Source organism: Streptomyces sp. NPDC002870 (assembly GCF_042888505.1).
Taxonomy (GTDB): domain Bacteria; phylum Actinomycetota; class Actinomycetes; order Streptomycetales; family Streptomycetaceae; genus Streptomyces.
Genome location: NZ_JBIAPW010000016.1, coordinates 110,175 through 129,000, shown reverse-complemented (window position 1 = coordinate 129,000; position 18,826 = coordinate 110,175). Strand labels below are relative to the sequence as shown.

Below are 18,826 nucleotides of genomic sequence, written 5' to 3'. Positions count from 1 at the left end.
CGCCCGGACCTGGGGAAATCTCCGTTCCGGCTCCGACGGTCGTGACGCAGAATGGAGCCATGGCAGCACGGGAGCAGGCGCGGTACTGGCAGTACCCCGAGCTGCCCGGCGTCGATCTCCTGCACGCCCACTACATACGCAAGACGTTCGCCCGGCACACGCACGAGACGTTCGTGTTCGCCGCGATCACCGAGGGCGTCGAGGCGTTCCATTACCGCAACGACCTGGTGCAGGCAGGGCCCGGGCAGATCGCGCTGGTGAACCCCGACACCTCGCACACCGGGCACGCGGGCGTCCCCGAGGGATGGACCTATCGCACGCTCTATCCGGCCGCCGAGCTGATCGACTCGATCGCCGCCGACACCATCGCGCTGCGCGGATCGGTGGGCTTCACCAGCCCCGTCGTGGACGATCCGTACGCCGCCCGGCTCGTCGTCGAAGTGCACAGAGCGGCCGAGGAAGGCAACGCTCTGGCGGCCGACAGCCTGCTGAGGCTGGTCACGGCGCGGATGCTGCGCAGCCACGGGGGCCGGCTGCCGGTGCTCCAGCCGCGCACGGCCGGGGCGCGCAACGCAGCCCGCGCGCGGGCGCTGCTGGAGGAGCGGCTGGCCGAGCCGCCTTCCCTGGAGGGGCTTGCGAAGGAGCTCGGCACGAGCCCCTTCGCGTTGCTGCGCGCCTTCAAGGCGGCGTACGGCATGCCGCCGCACACCTGGCTCACCGATGCGCGCGTGCGGCGCGCCCGCCACCTTCTGGACGCCGGGACCGCGCCCGCCGATGCGGCCGTCGCGGTCGGTTTCACCGACCAGCCGCATCTGAACCGGCACTTCACGCGGATCGTCGGCGTCCCGCCCGGCGCGTACCGCAGGGAGCGCGCAAGAACGTACAAGACCGCCGGTGAGCGCTCCGCATAGCGTCCACGGCGTGGCAGAACAGACAGCTCATCCAGAGTCCCGCCCGCAGACTCCCTCAAGGACATCCGCAGAGATACGCACAGCCGCCGCTGAGCGGGTGCCCGCCAAGCCGGATTCGGCGGTCGTGCGCGACGCGCTCGGCGTCGGCATCGCCGTCGGCCTGTCCGGGTTCGCCTTCGGCGTGACCTCCGCCGGCGCAGGTCTCAGCCTCTTGCAGACCTGCGCGCTCAGCCTGTTGGTCTTCACCGGAGCCTCGCAGTTCGCGCTGGTCGGCGCGCTCGCGGCCGGCGGCAACCCCTTCGCCGCCGCGGCAGGCGCCTTCTTCCTCGGCGTACGCAACGCCTTCTACGGGCTGCGGCTGTCGCAGCTGCTCGCACTGCCGCGCTTCGTACGCCCCCTCGCCGCGCACTGGGTCATCGACGAGACCACGGCCGTAGCCCTCGCCCAGCCCACGCGGCGCGCAGCGCGCCTCGGCTTCACCGTCACCGGGCTGACGCTCTACGTCCTGTGGAACCTGACCACGCTCGGCGGGGTGCTGGGCGCCGAGGCTCTCGGCGACACCGACGCGTGGGGTCTGGACGCCGCAGGCCCCGCCGTCTTCCTCGCGCTCCTCGCGCCGATGCTCCGTACGACGACCGAGCGAGCAGTCGCCGGGCTCGCCGTGGTGCTGGGGCTCGCCTTCCTGCCGGTGCTGCCCGCCGGGGTGCCGGTGCTGGTGGCCGCGCTCGCCGCGCCCGCCGTCCTGTGGTTCAAGGGACGCTCGATCGCCCGCGGCAGCAATGCGGACCGGACGAAGGCTACGAAGGCAGACCGTGCGAAGGGTGAAGACCGTACGAAGGGTGAGGACCGTTGAGCATCTGGATCGCGATCGCGGCGACCGCCGTCGGCTGCTACCTCGTCAAACTGGCCGGCCTGCTGGTACCGGCCAACGCCCTTGAACGCCCGCTCGTCCAGCGGCTCGCTGCGCTCCTGCCCGTCGCCCTGCTGGCCGCGCTCACCGCGCAGCAGACGTTCAGCACGGACAGCTCCCTCGTCCTCGACGCACGGGCGGCAGGACTTGGGGCAGCAGCTCTCGCGCTGGTGCTGCGCGCCCCCTTCCTGGTGGTCGTCGGGGCCGCGGTGGCAGTCACGGCGGGCGTGCGCGCGCTCGGCGGCTGAGCCCGGGGACAGGCCGAGGACTGTCGGGGACTGGCGGACTGTCGGGGACAGCCGGGTACAGACCGGGCGCCTCAGGCGATCGCGCGGCCGTGCGCCCGTAGCGTACGCAGCGCCTCGACGGTCACGATCGGCCGAGCCTCCAGGGCTGTGCCGGGCGCCCATTGCCGCCAGTTGACCGGCCAGCCGCCGTCCTCACGCTGCTCGCCGGCGAGATGCTCCAGCGAGCGCGCCATCTCCTCGTCGGTGAACCAGCGGCGGGCGAGTGACTGGGGCGTACGGGCGTAGTCGTACGGGAAGTGGCGCTCGCCCGCCGCATAGCCGGGGGCGAGCGGGTACTCCTCGAGCCGGTCCGGGTCGAGGACCGCCAGGCCATGCTCGCGCACCAGTCGCCCGAGCCGGTCCGCGGCGGCCTCGGCGCGCGAGCGGTCCGGGGCCCCGTCCAGGAAGGCGACCGCGGCCTCGACCTCGTACGGATGGGACTTCTCGAGCCCTTCGACGGCGGCCCAGCAGAAGTCCGTGGCTCTGAACAGCCAGGCGTGCCACACCTGATTGCGGTGCAGCAGCCCGACCACCGGGCCCGTCGCGAGCAGCTCGCTGGGAGGGTCGTCGACGATCGGGATGAACGGCGCTGACGGATAGCCGCGCTGTGAGGGGTGGATCGCGGGCAGCGCCCCGTCGTGCGTCGACACCTCGGTGAAGTAGCGGCACATCCGCTCCACCCGCAGTCCGCCGCAGCGGCCGATGGAATCGAGAACGCGCAGGGCGTGCGCCGTGTGCAGCGGCTGGCTGACCGGGCCGCGAAGATCGGGTTCGAGGGCGTGGCCGTAGCCGCCGTCCTCATTGACGTACGCGGCCAGGGCGGTCTCGACGGTTTCCGAGCCGCCGCCCAGGAAGTGGTACTCGAACCGCCGCTGCTCCAGAACCCGGGCCGTCAGCCAGATGAACTGCTCGGCGCGGGCGAGGGGTGACGCGTGCGAGGGCGAGGGGGTTGCTCCGGTTCCAGCCATGCTTCGACCGTAGGGTGGAAAGGGCTTTCGGCGAGCGGGAGGGACAAGGCTGCACCCCAGGGGCGGGATACTGACGTCATGCGGTTGACGATTTTCTGGGAGCGGATGGCGGACCACTTCGGTCAGGCCTACGCCGACTCCTTCGCGCGCGACCATGTGATGGCCGAGCTGGGTGGCCGTACGGTGCATGAGGCGCTGGCCGCCGGCTGGGAGGCGAAGGACGTATGGCGCGGGGTCTGCGCCGCCGTGGGCGTCCCGGCCGACAAACAGTGAGACCGGTGGGCGACACTGGATCTCGTGGCCGAGACTGACAAGACCGAGCAGGAAACACCCGCTCAGGGCGTGACCCCGCCGAACGCCCCGCCTTCCGCACCGGTGGCCGGATCCCTCGGCCCGGCCCGCATGCCCCGCTGGCTGCCGCGCGCCATGGTGCTCGGGCTGGCTCTGTACGCCTGCTTCCAGCTCGGCAGCTGGGCCTTCCACCAGCTCATCGGGCTGCTGATCAATATCCTGATCGCCTTCTTCCTGGCGCTGGCGATCGAACCGGCGGTGGGCAGGATGGCGGCCCGTGGCATGCGTCGCGGCCTCGCCACCTTCATCGTCTTCCTGGGCGTGATCGCCTTTGGCGTCGGCTTCGTCGTCCTCCTCGGCTCGATGCTGGCGAGCCAGATCGTCGACATGGTCGAGGACTTTCCCAAGTACCTGGACTCGGTGATCCGCTGGATCAACAGCACCTTCAACACCGAACTCTCGCGGGTGGAGGTCCAGGACAGCCTGCTGCGCTCGGACTGGCTGCGGAGGTACGTCCAGAACAGCGCGAGCGGGGTCCTGGACATCTCCACCACCGTGCTCGGCGGACTGTTCAAACTGCTGACGATCTTCCTGTTCTCGTTCTACTTCGCCGCCGACGGGCCCCGGCTGCGCCGCACGCTCTGCTCCGTACTGCCGCCGGCCAAGCAGGCCGAGGTGCTGCGCGCCTGGGAGATCGCCGTCGACAAGACGGGCGGCTACCTCTACTCGCGCGGACTGATGGCACTGATCTCCGGCGTCGCGCACTACATCCTGCTGGAGATCCTGGGCGTCCCCTACGCCCCGGCGCTCGCTGTCTGGGTCGGTCTGGTCTCGCAGTTCATCCCGACCATCGGCACGTATCTGGCGGGCGCGCTGCCGATGCTGATCGCCTTCACCGTCGATCCCTGGTACGCGCTGTGGGTGCTCGGATTCGTCGTGGTCTACCAGCAGTTCGAGAACTATGTGCTGCAGCCCAAGCTCACGTCCAAGACGGTCGACATTCACCCCGCGGTGGCCTTCGGCTCGGTCGTCGCGGGCACGGCGCTGCTGGGGCCGGTCGGCGCGTTGATCGCGATCCCGGCGATCGCCACGCTCCAGGCGTTCCTCGGCGCGTATGTGAAGCGGTACGCCGTGACCGACGACCCGCGCGTCCACGGCCACCGGCTGCGCGACGGGGGCAAGGCGCTCGCGCGGCTGCGCGACGTGTTCCGAGCGAAACGGGACGAGGCGCCGCCCCCGGGGGACAGCGCCTGAGATGGCGGGGCGGAGTTCCGGCACCCGGTTGTGACGGAGCGCTGTAGTTGACGGGCCTCGCCAACTACAGCGCTCAGAACTCGGCTTGCTCGTCGGTCCTCGGGGGAGCGGTTCCCTTCGGCCGACGCACGAGCGTCAGTGAGCCGGAACCAGCTTGGGGTTCGGGCCGTGGCTGTTCTCGTGCGGCTTGCCTTCACTGGCCAGGAACACCAGCAGGATGATCGCGCCCACGAACGGGACCAGCGCGATGAGCAGCCACCAGCCCGACCGGTCGGTGTCGTGCAGTCGACGGACTGCGACACCGAGGCTGGGAAGGAACACGGCGAGGCTGTAGATCGACGCGATGACAGGGCTCGTGCCGGCGACAGTGTCGATGATCGTCAGCACGATGCTGACGATCACGCTGAACAGGATGAACATCCAGTACTCCTGGCGGCGTGCCCGCCCGCTGAATACCGCATATTTCTTGAGTACGTCCACATACCAGTGCACTGCGTCCCCCCAAAGGATCGCGATTTGGGCCCGTCCTCATGGACCGGCCGAGCAGAACCTATGTGGCTTGAAGTGTGCGGGTCAAACCGTTACCTAAGGACGGTCGGTGCCGGGCTGAGCGGTGCGCTTGACACCAAAATCGAACATCCATTCTCATTGGATTCCGGCCTCGGTTTCCGGGAGTTATCCACAGGCTGGATGGACGTCGGGGCCCATTGTCAGTGGCAGGGGTTAGCGTCTTTCACGTGAAGCGATCGACTCAAGCAAATCGGGTGGAACCCATGGCAGGAACCGACCGCGAGAAGGCGCTGGACGCCGCGCTCGCACAGATTGAACGGCAATTCGGCAAGGGCGCGGTGATGCGCCTGGGCGAGCGGCCGAACGAGCCCATCGAGGTCATCCCCACCGGGTCGACCGCGCTCGACGTCGCGCTCGGCGTCGGCGGCCTGCCGCGCGGCCGTGTCGTGGAGGTGTACGGACCGGAGTCCTCCGGTAAGACGACCCTCACGCTGCACGCCGTGGCGAATGCACAGAAGCTCGGCGGCTCGGTGGCGTTCATCGACGCCGAGCACGCCCTCGACCCCGAGTATGCGAAGAAGCTCGGGGTCGACATCGACAACCTGATCCTGTCCCAGCCGGACAACGGCGAGCAGGCGCTCGAGATCGTCGACATGCTCGTCCGCTCCGGCGCCCTCGACCTGATCGTCATCGACTCCGTCGCCGCCCTGGTGCCGCGAGCGGAGATCGAGGGCGAGATGGGCGACTCGCACGTCGGTCTGCAGGCGCGGCTGATGAGCCAGGCGCTCCGGAAGATCACGAGCGCGCTGAACCAGTCCAAGACCACAGCCATCTTCATCAACCAGCTTCGCGAGAAGATCGGCGTGATGTTCGGCTCGCCGGAGACCACGACCGGTGGCCGTGCGCTGAAGTTCTACGCCTCGGTGCGGCTCGACATCCGCCGTATCGAGACCCTGAAGGACGGCACCGACGCGGTCGGCAACCGCACCCGCGTCAAGGTCGTCAAGAACAAGGTCGCGCCGCCCTTCAAGCAGGCCGAGTTCGACATCCTCTACGGCCACGGCATCAGCCGAGAGGGCGGCCTCATCGACATGGGCGTGGAGAACGGCTTCGTGCGCAAGGCGGGCGCCTGGTACACCTACGAGGGCGACCAGCTGGGCCAGGGCAAGGAGAATGCCCGTAACTTCCTGAAGGACAACCCCGATCTCGCCAATGAGATCGAGAAGAAGATCTTGGAGAAGCTGGGCGTCGGCGTGAAGCCGGAGGCCTCCCTGGCGGCCGAGCCGGGCGTGGACGCAGCCGGTGCGGCGGCTCCGGCCGAGGACGCGGCGAAGTCGGCGCCCGCGCCCGCGTCCAAGGCCAAGGCGGCCAAGACGGCGGCGGCCAAGGGCTAGCACATGGCCGGGCGAACCGAATGGCCGGGCGACAGCGCCGACTCGTCGAGGTCCGAGAAGGAGCTGTCGCCCCAGGATCCGACCGAGCGGGCGCGGGCGATCTGCCTGCGGCTGCTCACCGGCACCCCGCGCACCCGCAAGCAGCTCGCGGACGCGCTGCACAAGCGTGAGATCCCCTCGGAGGTGGCCGAGGAGGTCCTCTCCCGCTTCGAGGACGTGGGGCTCATCAACGACGCGGCCTTCGCGGACGCATGGGTGGAGTCCCGGCACCACGGCCGGGGCCTCGCCCGGCGGGCGCTCGCGCGGGAACTGCGCACGAAGGGCGTGGACTCCGCCCTGATCGACGAGGCGGTCGGGCAGCTCGACTCCGAGCAGGAGGAGGAGACAGCCCGCGAGCTGGTCGCACGCAAACTCCGCTCGACCCGCGGCCTGGACCGCGACCGCCGTCTGCGTCGTCTGGCGGGAATGCTCGCCAGGAAGGGCTACCCCGAGGGCCTGGCCCTCAGGGTGGTCAAGCGCGCGCTCGAGGAAGAGGGCGAGGACACGGAGGACCTGCACGAGGACGGTGGCTTCTAGCCCTCGCCCGGGCCCGCCGTGCGAGGCCGCCCGGCTGCTGGGCAGCCGCCCGCAGCTCGCGCCGCATTGAGAGCCCGCGCGGCTGCGCATAGCCCCGGCCGCGCCGCTCCGGCGGCCTCGGGATGCCGGGCCGTCTCGCGCCGCCCCCGCCGTGTCCGCGCTCAGGGCGCGTCGCGGACTACCGTTGCACCGGCAGTCCCGCCGTCCTCCAGGCCTGGAAGCCCCCCACGAGGTCCGTCGCGCGGTGCAGGCCCAACTGCCGTAGGGACACCGCCGCCAGCGACGATGCGTAGCCCTCGTTGCAGATCACCACGACCCGCAGATCGTGGCTGACCGCCTCCGGTGCGCGGTGGCTGCCCTGGGGGTCCAGTCGCCACTCCAGCTCGTTGCGCTCCACGACCAGCGCACCCGGAATCAGGCCGTCCCGCTCGCGCAGCGCCGCGTACCGGATGTCCACCAGCAGCGCGCCGGCCCCGGCCGCCTCGAAGGCATCCTTCGGCTCGACCCGGTCCAGGTCCTCCCGTACCCGCTCCAGGAGCTCGTCGATCCCCACCCTCACCGCGCTCACTGCCAGTCCTCCGGACGCTCGACCTGCTCAAGACGGAGCACCGCGCCGGACCGGCTGAAGCGCCGGATCAGCGGCAGCGGCGGATAGTACGCATGGACCGAGACGGCATGCTCGGCGGCCGACTCGTTCAGCACTTCGTGCACATGGTGCTTCCCGAAGGCCCGGCCCTGGCCTGCCCCCAACTGCCGCTCGCGGTCGACCCCTTCGTTCAGTTCCAGGGTCTTCCAGCCGCTCGCGGGGAGCCGTACGTCGAGGGAGTACTCCTTCAACTCGCCTGCGGCCGTGGCGAACGCGCCGAACGACTCGGCGTGGTCGTGCCAGCCGGTGCCCGTGCCCGGCGGCCAGGCGATCAGCCAGGCCTCACTGCCGCCGGGCCCCTCGAGCCGTACCCACGTACGGCCCTCGGGATCGAGCGGGAGCGAGGCGATGAGGCCCTTGTCGGCGGCGGAGCGCCGCACGAAGTCGAGCAGCTCGGCGGCGGTCGGCGACGAGGCTTGCGTACGCGACGACGCTTCCGCACGCGCGGAGGCAGCAGTGACCGGGGTGGAGACAGGCTGGGACACGGAAACCGTCCTGGAAGTTCGCTGGAGGGCGCGCGGGCCCATCAGGCCACGGCACGAAGGAAAGGCGAATTCAGCAGGACGGGCGACACACGCAGCCCGCATAGCGGACGAGGTCCATATGGACCCTCCGCCACAGGCGCACATCGGTGTCGGTCACGTTCCGGAGTACACCATGTGGGCCATCGAGGGTCAATTGATGTCCGCGGTACGGTCACTGCGCGCCGCTGAGGGGGCACCGCCGCGCACAGCGTCCGCAGCCGAGTACAGCTCCGCAGGCCGCACTCCTGCAAACGAGGCGACCAGGTGCCCGTCGGGCCGCACCAGCAGCACTGTGTGCGCCGAAGCGCCCGGGTAGCTCTCCGTCACCAGCAGCTCAGCCCGCACCGGCAGCGCGGTGACCGCCGCGGCCAGCCGCGGCATCACGCCCGCGCTCACCCAGTGCCGCCTGTCCCACACCCCCGTACCCGGCGCGACCAGCAAAACCAGCAGCTGTCCTCGCCCCAGCCGGTCGCGCAGCCGCGCGCTGGTGCCGTCCGGCGCGGTCACCCGTACATCCGCGACCGGAGCGCCCGCCTCCGTGCCCACGAAGGTCTGCGAAGGGGCGTATTCGGGTGCGAGAGGGGAGTGCCTATAAACGGGGGGCGCGCCCAGGGGGCCGTGCCCCAGATGGCCGTCGGTCAGCAGAGTGTCGTGCCCGCGCGCGGCACCCGGAAGATACGTACGCAGTCCGCTGCCGCCACGCAGTATCGGCAGCGACTGGTCGGCGGCGCGCAGCCGCGAGGCGACGGCCGCCCGCCGCTCCGCCTGATAGCTGTCGAGCAGCGGCTCGGACAGGCCGTGGTGCCAGCTGTGCGCCAGCTTCCACGCGAGGTTGTCGGCGTCCCGCAGCCCTTCCTCGAGCCCCTGTGTGCCGAGCGCCCCGAGAAGGTGCGCGGCGTCGCCGGCGAGAAAGGCCCGGTCCACGCGCCAGCGCCGCGCCAGCCGGTGGTGCAGCGTGTAGACGCCGGTGTCGAGGAGCTCATACGGAGGTGTCTGGCCGCACCAGCCGGCCAGGGTGTCCCGTACGCGTGCCACCAGGGCGTCGGGGGTGACCAGTTCGCCGCGGGACGGCAGCAGCCAGTCCAGCCGCCAGACGTCGTCCGGCAGCGGCCGGGCGGTGACCTCGTCGCCGCCTGTGCGCCAAGGCGGCTGGCGGTGCAGCAACGCCTCGTCGGGCCAGGGGAGTTCGGTGCGCAGAGCGGCGACGGCGTGCCGCTCCACCGCCGTACGGCCCGGGAAGCGGATGCCGAGGAGCTTGCGGACCGTCGACCTGGCCCCGTCGCAGCCGACCAGAAAACTGCCGCGCCACCAGGTCGCTCCGGGCCCCCGGGTGTGCACGCTGATCCCGGTCGCGTCCTGCTCCAGCGAGTCGAGGCGACTTTCGGTGACGAGCCGGACCAGCTGCTGCGAGGCGACGGCGTCCCGCAGCCCGCGCGCGAGGGCGTGCTGCGGGATGTGCAGCGGCGCGGGGGCGCGGTCGTCGCCGAGGGCGAGCTGCCGTACGTCCTGCCGGCGCCGCATCGAGCGCCAGCCGGTCCAGCGGGAACCTTCGTCACGGCCAGTGGCGCAGCCGAGCCGTTCCACCATGGCTGCGGTGTCGGGCCGAAGCACGACCGTACGGGCGCGCCGCTGCTCGTCGTTGCCCGCGCCTTCGTCGAGTACGACCGAGGGAACGCCTTGTTGCGCAAGGGCCAGCGAGAGCGCGAGCCCGACAGGCCCCGCGCCCACGATGATCACCGGGTCCACGGCGTGACTCCTGGGGCCCGAAGGGTCATGCGGAAAGCTGTGGTTGGAGCCCGGTGCGCGATCACAGAACGTATGCAACCCACTGCGGGTGCTGGCGTCAAGTGACGGAGGAATGCGGCGAGGGGCGGCCGCATTGCTGCGGCCGCCCCTCCAGTAGTACCTACCGGTGTTACACGCCTCCGCCGTCAAGGCTGGCTTCGACGTCTTCCCCGTGCAGCACGGCTCCGGTGCCCTTCTTCGTCCGGCGCGCCCGGCCCTCCAGCCAGCTCGCGGCGCTGGTGAGCAGGAAGTTGAGCGCGATGTAGATCAGCGCGATCACGGTGAGCGAGGCGATGGTGTTCGCGCCGTAGTTCGCCGGGATCGTGCGGCTCTGCGACATCAGGTCGACGAGGCCGAGCAGGGCGCCGCCGAGTGCGGTGTCCTTGACGATCACCACGGTCTGGCTGACGAGAGCCGGCAGCATCGCCGTGACCGCCTGCGGCAGCAGCACGTACGACATGGTCTGGCCCTTGCGCATGCCGATCGCCTTGGCGGCGTCCGTCTGGCCGGACGGCAGCGAGAGGATGCCGGCCCGCACGATCTCGGCGATGACCGAGGCGTTGTAGAGCACCAGGCCGGTCACCACCGCGTACATCGGCCGGATCTCCGACTCGATGTCCGTGAACTGCACGAACATCGCGCTGGCGAAGAACATCAGGATCAGCACCGGGATGGCGCGGAAGAACTCGACCACGGCACCCGCCGGGACACGGATCCACCGGTGGTCCGAGAGCCGGCCGATGCCGAGCATCGCACCGAGCGGCAGCGCGATCACGATGGCGAACGCCGCAGCCTTCACGGTCACCCAGAGACCGGGCAGCAGATAGGTCGACCACACCTCGGAGTCCGTGACAAACGGACTCCACTTGTTCGCCGCCAGCTGGCCCTTGTCGGCCATGACCGACAGCGCCCACCAGATGACGAGCCCGAGAACGACCAGGAACACGATCGTGAAGAGGACGTTCCGCCGCTTGGCGCGGGGGCCGGGTGCGTCGTAGAGAACGGAGGTCATCGTTTCACCGCCACACGCTTGGCCACCCAGCCCAGCAGCAGGCCGGTCGGGAGGGTAAGAACGATGAATCCGAAGGCGATGACCGCGAAGACGGCGAAGAGCGCGTCGGCCTCGTTCTCGAGCATTTCCTTCATCAGCAGTGCGGCCTCGGCGACGCCGATCGCCGCCGCCACGGTGGTGTTCTTCGTGAGCGCGATCAGTACGTTCGCCAGCGGTGCGACGACCGAGCGGAACGCCTGCGGGAGCACGATGAGGGTCAGCACCTGGAAGAAGGTCAGTCCCAGCGCACGGGCTGCCTCTGCCTGCCCGACGGGCACGGTGTTGATGCCGGACCGAAGCGCCTCACAGACGAAGGTGCCGGTGTAGGCGATAAAACCGAGGACTGCGAGCCGGAAGCCGATGTCCTTGAAGTTGTCCCCGCCCAGCGCGAATCCCAGCGTCTGGTTCAGGACCAGCGAACAGGAGATGATGATCACTGTCAGCGGGGTGTTGCGGACGCAGTTGATGTAGACGGTGCCGAAGGCCCGCATCAGCGGAACCGGGCTGACCCGCATACCGGCCAGGATCGTGCCCCAGATCAGGGAACCCACGGCCGAGTAGAGGGTGAGCTGAACTGTCACCCAGAAGGCGCCGAGCAGGTCGTACTGCCCGGACTCAAGAAAATCGAACACGTTGCCCCGCGCTCTCCCCAGGTTGGCTGGTGGGGCGCGCCGCCGGCGTCGGCCGGCAGCGCGCCACCGCTGACTCAGCTGCCTTCAGTGATCTTCGGGGCAGGCTCGTTCTTGTAGTTGGCCGGGCCGAAGTTCGCCTTCACGTACTTCTCCCAGGAGCCGTCGTCGACCATCTTCTTGAGCGCCGCGTTGATCTTCGTCTGAAGATCCTTGTCGCCCTTCTTCAGGCCGATGCCGTAGTTCTCGTCGCTCAGGCTGAGGCCCACCAGCTTGAACTTGCCCTGGTGCTCCTTCTGCGCGGCGTAGCCGGCCAGGATGGAGTTGTCGGTGGTCAGCGCGTCGACGGCCTTGTTCTCCAGGCCGGTGAGGCACTCCGAGTAGCCGCCGAACTCCTGCAGGTCGGCCTTGGGCGCGAGCTTGTCCTTGACGTTCTGCGCCGAGGTGGAGCCGGTCACCGAGCACAGCTTCTTGGCGTTGAGGTCGGTGGCCTTGGTGATGGAGGTGTCGTCCGCGCGGACCAGCAGGTCCTGGTGGGCCAGGAAGTACGGTCCGGCGAAGTCGACCTCCGCCTTGCGCTTGTCGTTGATCGAGTAGCTGGCGACGACGAACTTGACGTCACCGTTCTTGATCAGGTTCTCGCGCTCGGCGCTGGGCGCCTGCTTGAAGGTGATGTCCTTGGCGTCGTAGCCGAGCTCCTTCGCCACGTACGTGGCGACGTCGACGTCGAAGCCGGTGAACTTGCCGTCCGGGGTCTTCAGGCCGAGGCCGGGCTGGTCGTACTTGATGCCGACGGTGATCTTCTTGCCACCGCCGTCGCCCGAGTCGCTGTCGCCACCACAGGCGGTCGCGGTCAGGGAGAGGACGAGGGCCGCGGCGGCCGCGGCGCTTGCCTTGTGCAGCTTCATGATGAACATCCCTTGTGTCGTAACTCGCCGGTCGTCAGTGGTGGGGATCGCCGGTCGTCAGTGGTGCAGGATCTTCGAAAGGAAGTCCTTGGCACGATCGCTGCGCGGGTTGCTGAAGAACTCGTCCGGCGTGGCCTCCTCGACGATCTTGCCGTCTGCCATGAAGACGACGCGGTTCGCGGCGGAGCGGGCGAAGCCCATCTCGTGGGTGACTACAACCATCGTCATCCCGTCGCGCGCCAACTGCTGCATGACCTCGAGAACCTCGTTGATCATCTCGGGGTCGAGCGCCGATGTGGGCTCGTCGAAGAGCATGACCTTGGGGTCCATCGCCAGCGCTCGCGCGATCGCGACGCGCTGCTGCTGGCCGCCGGAGAGCTGCGCCGGGTACTTCTCGGCCTGCGAGCCGACGCCGACCCGGTCGAGCAGGGTGCGTGCCTTCTGCTCGGCGGCCTTCTTGTCGGCCTTGCGGACCTTGACCTGGCCCAGCATCACGTTCTCCAGCACAGTCTTGTGTGCGAAGAGGTTGAACGACTGGAAGACCATGCCCACGTCGGCGCGCAGCCGGGCCAGCTCCTTGCCCTCCTCGGGCAGTGCCTTCCCGTCGATCGAGATCGCGCCGGAATCTATCGTCTCCAGGCGGTTGATGGTGCGGCACAGCGTGGACTTTCCGGACCCGGAGGGCCCGATGACGACCACGACCTCGCCACGGGCGATCGTCAGGTCGATGTCCTGGAGCACATGCAGCGCGCCGAAGTGCTTGTTGACGTTGCTCAGCACGACCAGGTCGCCCGCGGTGGGCACAGCGTCCTCGGCGCCCTTGGTCACTGAAACTCCGCTCATCGGCTTCTTGCTCCGTCCTCCTCGGTTGGGAGGACCTTAGTCACGCGCTGCGACCAGCGTCATTACATCTGAGGGGAAATTGAGCATAACGATCCGGCCGCAACCGGACACTATGCGTGAACGGGGTGGTGATCGGCGTACCGGGTGGGTAACGGAAACAGGCATGCAACGGGAAGGCACTTGACTGTCGGGGCGAGAATCCGACTTGATGCCCTGGTACATCGCACGAGGTATGCCATACGACCGCACGACCGGAGGGGGGCCATGAGACTGCTGCTCGTCGAGGACGACAACCACGTCGCTGCCGCCCTGTCCGCGGTGCTCGCCAGGCACGGCTTCGAGGTGGTGCACGCCCGCAACGGCGAGGAAGCGCTGAAGGCCGTGCTGCCCGCCACGCATCCCGAGAAGCCGCCCTTCGCGGTCGTACTCCTCGATCTGGGCCTGCCCGACCAGGACGGCTACCAGGTGTGCGGCAAGATCCGGAAGCTCACATCGACACCCGTGATCATGGTGACCGCGCGGGCCGACGTGCGCTCCCGGATACACGGGCTCAACCTCGGGGCCGACGACTATGTCGTCAAGCCGTACGACACCGGGGAGCTGCTTGCCCGCATCCACGCCGTGAGCCGGCGCAACGCCGCTGGTGACGACGGAGCCGGGGCCGCGTCCGAGCACGGGCTACGGCTCGGCCCGGTCACCATCGAGCTGTCCACCCGGCGCGTCAGCGTCGACGGAGCGCCGGTCCAGCTGACCCGCAAGGAATTCGACCTGCTGGCGCTGCTCGCGCAGCGGCCGGGCGTCGTCTTCCGCCGGGAGCAGATCATCAGCGAGGTGTGGCGCACCAGTTGGGAAGGCACCGGCCGCACCCTCGAGGTGCACGTGGCGTCGCTGCGCTCCAAGCTGCGCATGCCCGCCCTGATCGAGACCGTGCGCGGCGTCGGCTACCGGCTCGTCGCCCCCTCCGGCGCATAAGGCCCGTAAACCCAGGTGCGTACCCGACTTCTCCCGCTGCTCATCGTCCTCATGGCGGGCGTGCTGCTCGCGCTCGGCTTCCCCCTCGCCGTGAGTGTCGCCGCCGCGCAGCAGCAGCGGGTCGTCGTCGACCGGATCGACGACACGGTGCGCTTTGCGGCGCTCGCGCAGTTCGTCACCGAGCGCTCCGGCTCGGGCAGCCTCGACAAGCGGCGCTCGATGCTTCAGGAGCAGCTCGACCGCTACCACGACACGTACGGCATCAGGGCCGGCGTCTTCTACCGCGACGCCGACGCCATGGCGCGCGCCCCAGAAAGCTGGACGGTGCCGCAGAGCGGCAAGGGCCGCGAGGCGTTCAAGGAGGCGCTGACCGGGCGGCGCAGCCAGGACCCACAGCAGGTCTGGCCGTGGCAGAACGGCGGCCGACTGGTCGTCGCCTCACCCGTCGTACGGGACGGGGACGTCGTCGCCGTCGTGTTCACCGACTCGCCCACCAGCCAGCTGCGCTCAGGCGTACTGCGGAGCTGGCTGCTGATCGCGACGGGCGAGAGCGCGGCGATGCTGCTCGCCGTCGGCGCCGCCTTCCGCCTCACGGGCTGGGTGCTGCGGCCCGTGCGGATCCTGGACGCGGCCACCCACGACATCGCCACCGGGCAGCTGAACTCGCGCGTCGCCGCGGCCGGCGGCCCGCCGGAGCTCAGACGCCTTGCCATATCGTTCAACGAGATGGCGGACAACGTCGAAGAAGTACTGGAACAGCAGCGGGCATTCGTCGCAGACGCCTCCCACCAGCTGCGCAACCCGCTCGCGGCACTGCTGCTGCGTATCGAGCTCCTCGCACTCGAACTCCCCGCGGGGAACGAGGAGATCGCTTCGGTCCGCACCGAGGGCAAGCGCCTCGGCCAGGTCCTCGACGACCTGCTGGACCTGGCGCTGGCCGAGCATGCCGCCGCCGACCTCCAGCTCACCGACATCGGCGAGCTGGCGGCCGAGCGCGTCGCCGCCTGGCGTCCAGTCGCGGACGAGAAGGGCGTACGGCTGACCGAGCACAGGGCCGCGGTCACTGCCTGGGCCGATCCGGTCGCGCTCTCCAGCGCCCTCGACGCGGTGATCGACAACGCCCTGAAGTTCACACCGCGGGGCGAGGAGGTCACCGTCTCGGTCGCCTCGAACGGCGAGAGCTCCACCATCGTGATCACCGACGAAGGCCCGGGCCTGACCGATGAGGAGCTGGCTCGTATCGGCGACCGCTTCTGGCGCAGCGGCCGCCACCAGAACGTCAAGGGCTCGGGCCTCGGCCTGTCCATTTCGCGCGCCCTGCTGGCGGCGGGCGGTGGCTCGATCGCGTACGCCCATCACGAACCACGGGGGCTTCGGGTGACCGTAACCGTCCCGCGTACGTCCCCTACGGCCTGACTGGCCTGACTCGGCCTGACACTCCGGCCTGACTACGGCTTGGCCGAGCGGTAGTAGCGCCTGGCCCCTTCGTGCAGCGGCAGTGGGTCCGTGTAGACAGCGGTCCGCAGATCCACCAGCTGCGCCGGGTGCACCGTGTTGCCGATCCGGTCCCGGCTCTTGATCACCGTACGGGTGAAGCCCTCGGCCATCGCCGGATCCACCCGGTCGGTCGTGACCAGCAGATTCGCCACCGCCACCGTCGGCACGGGCTCTCCGTTCTGCGCCTCCAGGTAGGCGTCGGCGGGCATCACGGCGGAGCGGTAGTAGCTGGTCGCCTCGCCGGTGGCGTGCAGCTTGTCGATGAGATCGGCCTCCAGCGGCACCAGCCGGATCTGGAAGCGCTCGGACAGCTCCTCGACGGCAGCCGTGGGCAGGCCGCCCGACCAGAAGAACGCGTCCAGCTCACGTGCCTCCAGCCGCCCCGGCACAGTGTCGATCCCGGCGGCGAGCGGTGTGATGTCCCGCTTCGGGTCGATCCCGGCGGCCTTCAGCAGCCGGTCCGCGATCAGCCGCACACCGGAACCCTCCTGCCCGATGCCCACCCGCTTGCCGCGCAGATCACGCACGGACAGCACCGGTGAACCCCTGGGGACGACCAGCTGCACGTAGTCGTCGTACAGCCGTGCGCAGCCGCGCAGCCGGCCGGCTCCGGGCTTGCTGTCCCGCTTGTACTTGGCGACCGCGTCGGCCGTGGCGATAGTGAAGTCGGCCTCGCCGGCCGCCACCCGCGCGAGATTCTGCTGCGAGCCCTCGCTGGTCTTCAGATCGATCGTCACGTCCGGCAGATCGCGGGCAAGCGCCTCCTCCAGCAGCACGCCGTACCGCTGATAGACGCCGTTCTGCGACCCCGTGCTGAAGGTCAGCGCACCGCTCGGCGACGCATTCCCGATCGGCAGCAGCCACCACATCAGCAGCCCGAACAGCGTCAGTGCGACCGCCGAGCCCTTCAGGGCACGGCGGCGGCTGATGCGGGAAGGGGCCGGGAGCATGGAGCGATCCTGCCAGCTCACTCGCCGTAATGGCCAGGCCCTCCCGGACGAGGGGGCGCGGAAGGGGCGCAGGCGCTTGCGGAAGCCGACGCCGGTTCCCGGCCGCGGGACGCGGCCGGGAACTACGGTCGGCAGCGGAGAGTCACCGTGGGTATTCGGTCTCAGCCGCGTTGGCCGGGGATCGTCCCCCGAAAGCCGCTTGAGCCCAGCTGCTCGAACCGCTCCTGGACGTTGGCCGCGAATACTCGCTGCTCATTGCCGGGATAGAACTGCTGGGTGGAGTTCATGGCCACCGTCAGTACTCCGCTGACCGGTGCGTTGGGTGACGTGCGCACCGGAGTGCAGAGGAAGCTGAAGTCCTGGGGCGAGGGGGAGTCGTACGTGCTGATCGACGCCCGGGGGAGCGTGGTGCTCTGACCAGTGCGGAAGGCCTCGTCCATCGCGTTGAAGACACCGATGGCTTCGAGCCCGGTCAGGACCTGCCGCCCTGGGCTGAACTGCGGGACCATGCCGAAGGCCGCGCCCTGCTTGCCGTTGGCGTAGCGCAGCAGGTGGTCCGGTCCCTCGGTGAGCATGATGGGGAAGGGAGCGCCGTCGAAGACGGCGAACAGCTCCTGCTGCTGGGCGAGCAGGCTGTCACGCAACTTGAAGTCCGACAGCAGGGTCTCTGTGAGTTCCTGCATGCCCTCCTTCAGCTTGCGATCCCAGGTGCGGGCCACCATGTCGGCCACGCACACGGTGCCGAGGATCATGCCGGTGTTGTCCCGGAGCGGGGTGCCGAGGTAGGAGCGCACGCCCATGTCGTTGACGAGTGGGTTGCCCCTGAACCGGGGGTAGTCGAAGACGTCGTCCAGGGCCAGTTGGGACCCCTGGGCCACCACATGGGGGCAGAAGCCGTAGTTATTGGGCGCTTCGCGGGCGATGTCGCTGAGGTCGAAGACGATGCCGCGGCCGTCGGCGTTCGCCTTGTCGTCGGGCGAGGTGGGCGGGACGTACATGCCGCGGAACATCTGGCGCTCGTCGTTGATGAAGTTGACCATGGCCAGGGGTGCCTGAGTGAAGCTGGCCGCAAGCCGCGCGACACGGTCGAACGTGGCTTCTGCCTCAACGGTGTTGAGGCCGAGAACTTGTAGTCGAAGCCTCCGCTGCTCGCCCGCGCGTCGGGTCTGATCAGATGTCAGGGGATCCATGATTCCAGATGAAATCAGATCTGGGACCCGAGGATTGCCGCACTGGAATCATTTCTGTATCACTTGTCACGCCGGCAACGCCCCGGCGCCCGCGTGGCCGCCCTCGGTCCTGGCGGCGCCTGCTGCTGCCCAACCCTGAATCCTGTCCAGACTGGGCAAGGTTTCAACCTCGGGCGATCACTTCCCGCCAATCCTCGATGCTGAGACGAGCAGAAACGGTTGTGCATATGACAATCGTGCGGTGGGCAGGCTAGCCCTCGGCGATGGCGTGTGCGCTCTCCGCCGAGGCCCGCGTGGATGGATATGGAGTTGTGCCGAGTGACTTCGGGGAGGGGTACAGCGCCGTGGGTCAAGTGCGGTTCGGGCTGCGGGCATGCTGCCGGAGACGTTGGCAGCAGAGCCCTGTCGGCCATGGTGCTCTGCACGATGTCGCGCCAAGATCTGCAATCGCGGGCTTGACGCCGGGATCCGGAGCCGGCGCCCTCGCGGTCACGCCGCATGCCACCTGCACGTCGGCGCTGCCCGCCGGAGCGCGGTGCCGCAGCCTCCCACCGACCGAGTTATGGACGGCACCTCAAGTTCCGTGCTGGGCGTGGACTTCGCCGCCCGCGGGCGGCGCCTGTGCCAGTCGGTGAGGCACCGCGACAGTCGACGCGCCTGCTCGGGTTTCCGGCCCTGCACGACGACGTCAGGGCTCCTTTCGCCCAGTGACCCGTTCTCATCCGCCCCG

General features: G+C 69.3%; 21 protein-coding genes. 9 read left to right on the top strand and 12 right to left on the bottom strand.

Annotated elements, in window-relative coordinates:
- Positions 1–59: 59 nt before the first annotated feature.
- Genes ACFYWY_RS21275 through ACFYWY_RS21265 form a run of 3 tightly spaced genes read left to right on the top strand, consistent with a single transcriptional unit; the run spans position 60 to position 2,069 of the window.
- Positions 60–911: an AraC family ligand binding domain-containing protein gene (locus ACFYWY_RS21275; protein ID WP_389188787.1), complete on the top strand. Its 852-nt coding sequence runs from the start codon at positions 60–62 to the stop codon at positions 909–911.
- A gap of 10 nt (positions 912–921) precedes the next feature.
- The gene (locus ACFYWY_RS21270; protein WP_389188784.1) at positions 922–1,764 is read left to right on the top strand and encodes an AzlC family ABC transporter permease; all 843 of its coding nucleotides are present in this window, start codon (positions 922–924) and stop codon (positions 1,762–1,764) included.
- A complete protein-coding gene (locus ACFYWY_RS21265; RefSeq protein ID WP_389188782.1) occupies positions 1,761–2,069 on the top strand; it encodes an AzlD domain-containing protein in 309 nt (102 codons plus the stop codon). Before ACFYWY_RS21270 ends, ACFYWY_RS21265 begins: the two co-directional genes overlap by 4 nt.
- Before the next feature lie 71 nt (positions 2,070–2,140).
- On the opposite strand, the gene ACFYWY_RS21260 is transcribed toward ACFYWY_RS21265, so the two are convergent.
- Positions 2,141–3,076 (bottom strand): hypothetical protein, encoded by a 936-nt coding sequence (locus tag ACFYWY_RS21260; protein WP_389188779.1) that lies wholly within the window; start codon positions 3,074–3,076, stop codon positions 2,141–2,143.
- 78 nt (positions 3,077–3,154) lie between these two features.
- Here ACFYWY_RS21260 and ACFYWY_RS21255 point away from each other — a divergent pair, with 78 nt between their 5' ends.
- Together ACFYWY_RS21255 and ACFYWY_RS21250 are read left to right on the top strand one after the other, a co-directional pair.
- The gene (locus ACFYWY_RS21255) at positions 3,155–3,349 is read left to right on the top strand and encodes a DUF3046 domain-containing protein (protein WP_307660730.1); all 195 of its coding nucleotides are present in this window, start codon (positions 3,155–3,157) and stop codon (positions 3,347–3,349) included.
- A 24-nt stretch (positions 3,350–3,373) separates the two neighbouring features.
- A complete protein-coding gene (locus tag ACFYWY_RS21250; RefSeq protein WP_389188776.1) occupies positions 3,374–4,621 on the top strand; it encodes an AI-2E family transporter in 1,248 nt (415 codons plus the stop codon).
- Positions 4,622–4,756: 135 nt separating this feature from the next.
- Here ACFYWY_RS21250 and ACFYWY_RS21245 read toward each other — a convergent pair whose 3' ends face one another.
- The gene (locus ACFYWY_RS21245; protein ID WP_389188773.1) at positions 4,757–5,113 is read right to left on the bottom strand and encodes a DUF805 domain-containing protein; all 357 of its coding nucleotides are present in this window, start codon (positions 5,111–5,113) and stop codon (positions 4,757–4,759) included.
- Positions 5,114–5,394: 281 nt separating this feature from the next.
- Between ACFYWY_RS21245 and recA the strand changes: the two genes are divergently transcribed.
- Together recA and recX are read left to right on the top strand one after the other, a co-directional pair.
- On the top strand, positions 5,395–6,525 hold the full coding sequence (gene recA, locus ACFYWY_RS21240) for a recombinase RecA (protein WP_389188770.1): 1,131 nt from the start codon (positions 5,395–5,397) through the stop codon (positions 6,523–6,525).
- Positions 6,526–6,528: 3 nt separating this feature from the next.
- Positions 6,529–7,101: a recombination regulator RecX gene (recX, locus tag ACFYWY_RS21235; RefSeq protein ID WP_389188767.1), complete on the top strand. Its 573-nt coding sequence runs from the start codon at positions 6,529–6,531 to the stop codon at positions 7,099–7,101.
- A gap of 178 nt (positions 7,102–7,279) precedes the next feature.
- Here recX and ACFYWY_RS21230 read toward each other — a convergent pair whose 3' ends face one another.
- The 8 genes from ACFYWY_RS21230 to ACFYWY_RS21195 all read right to left on the bottom strand — a co-directional run bounded on the left by ACFYWY_RS21230 (position 7,280) and on the right by ACFYWY_RS21195 (position 13,487).
- Complete coding sequence (locus tag ACFYWY_RS21230) at positions 7,280–7,669, bottom strand: rhodanese-like domain-containing protein (protein ID WP_389188764.1); 390 nt, start codon at positions 7,667–7,669, stop codon at positions 7,280–7,282.
- On the bottom strand, positions 7,666–8,274 hold the full coding sequence (locus tag ACFYWY_RS21225; RefSeq protein WP_389188761.1) for a cysteine dioxygenase: 609 nt from the start codon (positions 8,272–8,274) through the stop codon (positions 7,666–7,668). Before ACFYWY_RS21225 ends, ACFYWY_RS21230 begins: the two co-directional genes overlap by 4 nt.
- Positions 8,275–8,302: 28 nt before the next feature.
- Complete coding sequence (locus ACFYWY_RS21220) at positions 8,303–8,374, bottom strand: putative leader peptide (RefSeq protein ID WP_309544753.1); 72 nt, start codon at positions 8,372–8,374, stop codon at positions 8,303–8,305.
- Between the two features lie 47 nt (positions 8,375–8,421).
- Entirely contained in the window at positions 8,422–10,017 is a 1,596-nt protein-coding gene (locus ACFYWY_RS21215) for an FAD-dependent monooxygenase (protein WP_389188759.1), read from the bottom strand.
- Between the two features lie 169 nt (positions 10,018–10,186).
- Positions 10,187–11,068 (bottom strand): amino acid ABC transporter permease, encoded by an 882-nt coding sequence (locus ACFYWY_RS21210; protein WP_389188756.1) that lies wholly within the window; start codon positions 11,066–11,068, stop codon positions 10,187–10,189.
- Positions 11,065–11,739 (bottom strand): amino acid ABC transporter permease, encoded by a 675-nt coding sequence (locus ACFYWY_RS21205; RefSeq protein ID WP_389188753.1) that lies wholly within the window; start codon positions 11,737–11,739, stop codon positions 11,065–11,067. Before ACFYWY_RS21205 ends, ACFYWY_RS21210 begins: the two co-directional genes overlap by 4 nt.
- A 74-nt stretch (positions 11,740–11,813) precedes the next feature.
- Positions 11,814–12,644 carry a glutamate ABC transporter substrate-binding protein gene (locus ACFYWY_RS21200; protein WP_389188750.1) on the bottom strand — a complete coding sequence of 277 codons (831 nt, stop codon included), beginning with the start codon at positions 12,642–12,644 and terminating at the stop codon, positions 11,814–11,816.
- 57 nt (positions 12,645–12,701) lie between these two features.
- Complete coding sequence (locus ACFYWY_RS21195) at positions 12,702–13,487, bottom strand: amino acid ABC transporter ATP-binding protein (RefSeq protein WP_389188747.1); 786 nt, start codon at positions 13,485–13,487, stop codon at positions 12,702–12,704.
- 264 nt (positions 13,488–13,751) lie between these two features.
- Here ACFYWY_RS21195 and ACFYWY_RS21190 point away from each other — a divergent pair, with 264 nt between their 5' ends.
- A complete protein-coding gene (locus ACFYWY_RS21190; protein WP_389188744.1) occupies positions 13,752–14,459 on the top strand; it encodes a response regulator transcription factor in 708 nt (235 codons plus the stop codon).
- A gap of 15 nt (positions 14,460–14,474) precedes the next feature.
- Positions 14,475–15,875, top strand: coding sequence for an ATP-binding protein (locus ACFYWY_RS21185; RefSeq protein WP_389188741.1), 1,401 nt, complete (start codon positions 14,475–14,477; stop codon positions 15,873–15,875).
- 32 nt (positions 15,876–15,907) lie between these two features.
- On the opposite strand, the gene ACFYWY_RS21180 is transcribed toward ACFYWY_RS21185, so the two are convergent.
- A complete protein-coding gene (locus ACFYWY_RS21180; protein WP_389188738.1) occupies positions 15,908–16,906 on the bottom strand; it encodes a TAXI family TRAP transporter solute-binding subunit in 999 nt (332 codons plus the stop codon).
- 161 nt (positions 16,907–17,067) lie between these two features.
- Positions 17,068–18,096 (bottom strand): GAF domain-containing protein, encoded by a 1,029-nt coding sequence (locus ACFYWY_RS21175; protein WP_389188735.1) that lies wholly within the window; start codon positions 18,094–18,096, stop codon positions 17,068–17,070.
- Positions 18,097–18,826: the final 730 nt, after the last annotated feature.

Coding starts and splice junctions, on each gene's coding strand:
- ACFYWY_RS21225 (WP_389188761.1), bottom strand. CDS start 8,274: ATGGGCCCGCGCGCCCTCCAGCGAACTTCCAGGACGGTTTCCGTGTCC.
- ACFYWY_RS21200 (WP_389188750.1), bottom strand. CDS start 12,644: ATGAAGCTGCACAAGGCAAGCGCCGCGGCCGCCGCGGCCCTCGTCCTC.
- ACFYWY_RS21260 (WP_389188779.1), bottom strand. CDS start 3,076: ATGGCTGGAACCGGAGCAACCCCCTCGCCCTCGCACGCGTCACCCCTC.
- ACFYWY_RS21255 (WP_307660730.1), top strand. CDS start 3,155: ATGCGGTTGACGATTTTCTGGGAGCGGATGGCGGACCACTTCGGTCAG.
- recX (WP_389188767.1), top strand. CDS start 6,529: ATGGCCGGGCGAACCGAATGGCCGGGCGACAGCGCCGACTCGTCGAGG.
- ACFYWY_RS21275 (WP_389188787.1), top strand. CDS start 60: ATGGCAGCACGGGAGCAGGCGCGGTACTGGCAGTACCCCGAGCTGCCC.
- ACFYWY_RS21195 (WP_389188747.1), bottom strand. CDS start 13,487: ATGAGCGGAGTTTCAGTGACCAAGGGCGCCGAGGACGCTGTGCCCACC.
- ACFYWY_RS21190 (WP_389188744.1), top strand. CDS start 13,752: ATGAGACTGCTGCTCGTCGAGGACGACAACCACGTCGCTGCCGCCCTG.
- recA (WP_389188770.1), top strand. CDS start 5,395: ATGGCAGGAACCGACCGCGAGAAGGCGCTGGACGCCGCGCTCGCACAG.
- ACFYWY_RS21175 (WP_389188735.1), bottom strand. CDS start 18,096: ATGGATCCCCTGACATCTGATCAGACCCGACGCGCGGGCGAGCAGCGG.
- ACFYWY_RS21180 (WP_389188738.1), bottom strand. CDS start 16,906: ATGCTCCCGGCCCCTTCCCGCATCAGCCGCCGCCGTGCCCTGAAGGGC.
- ACFYWY_RS21210 (WP_389188756.1), bottom strand. CDS start 11,068: ATGACCTCCGTTCTCTACGACGCACCCGGCCCCCGCGCCAAGCGGCGG.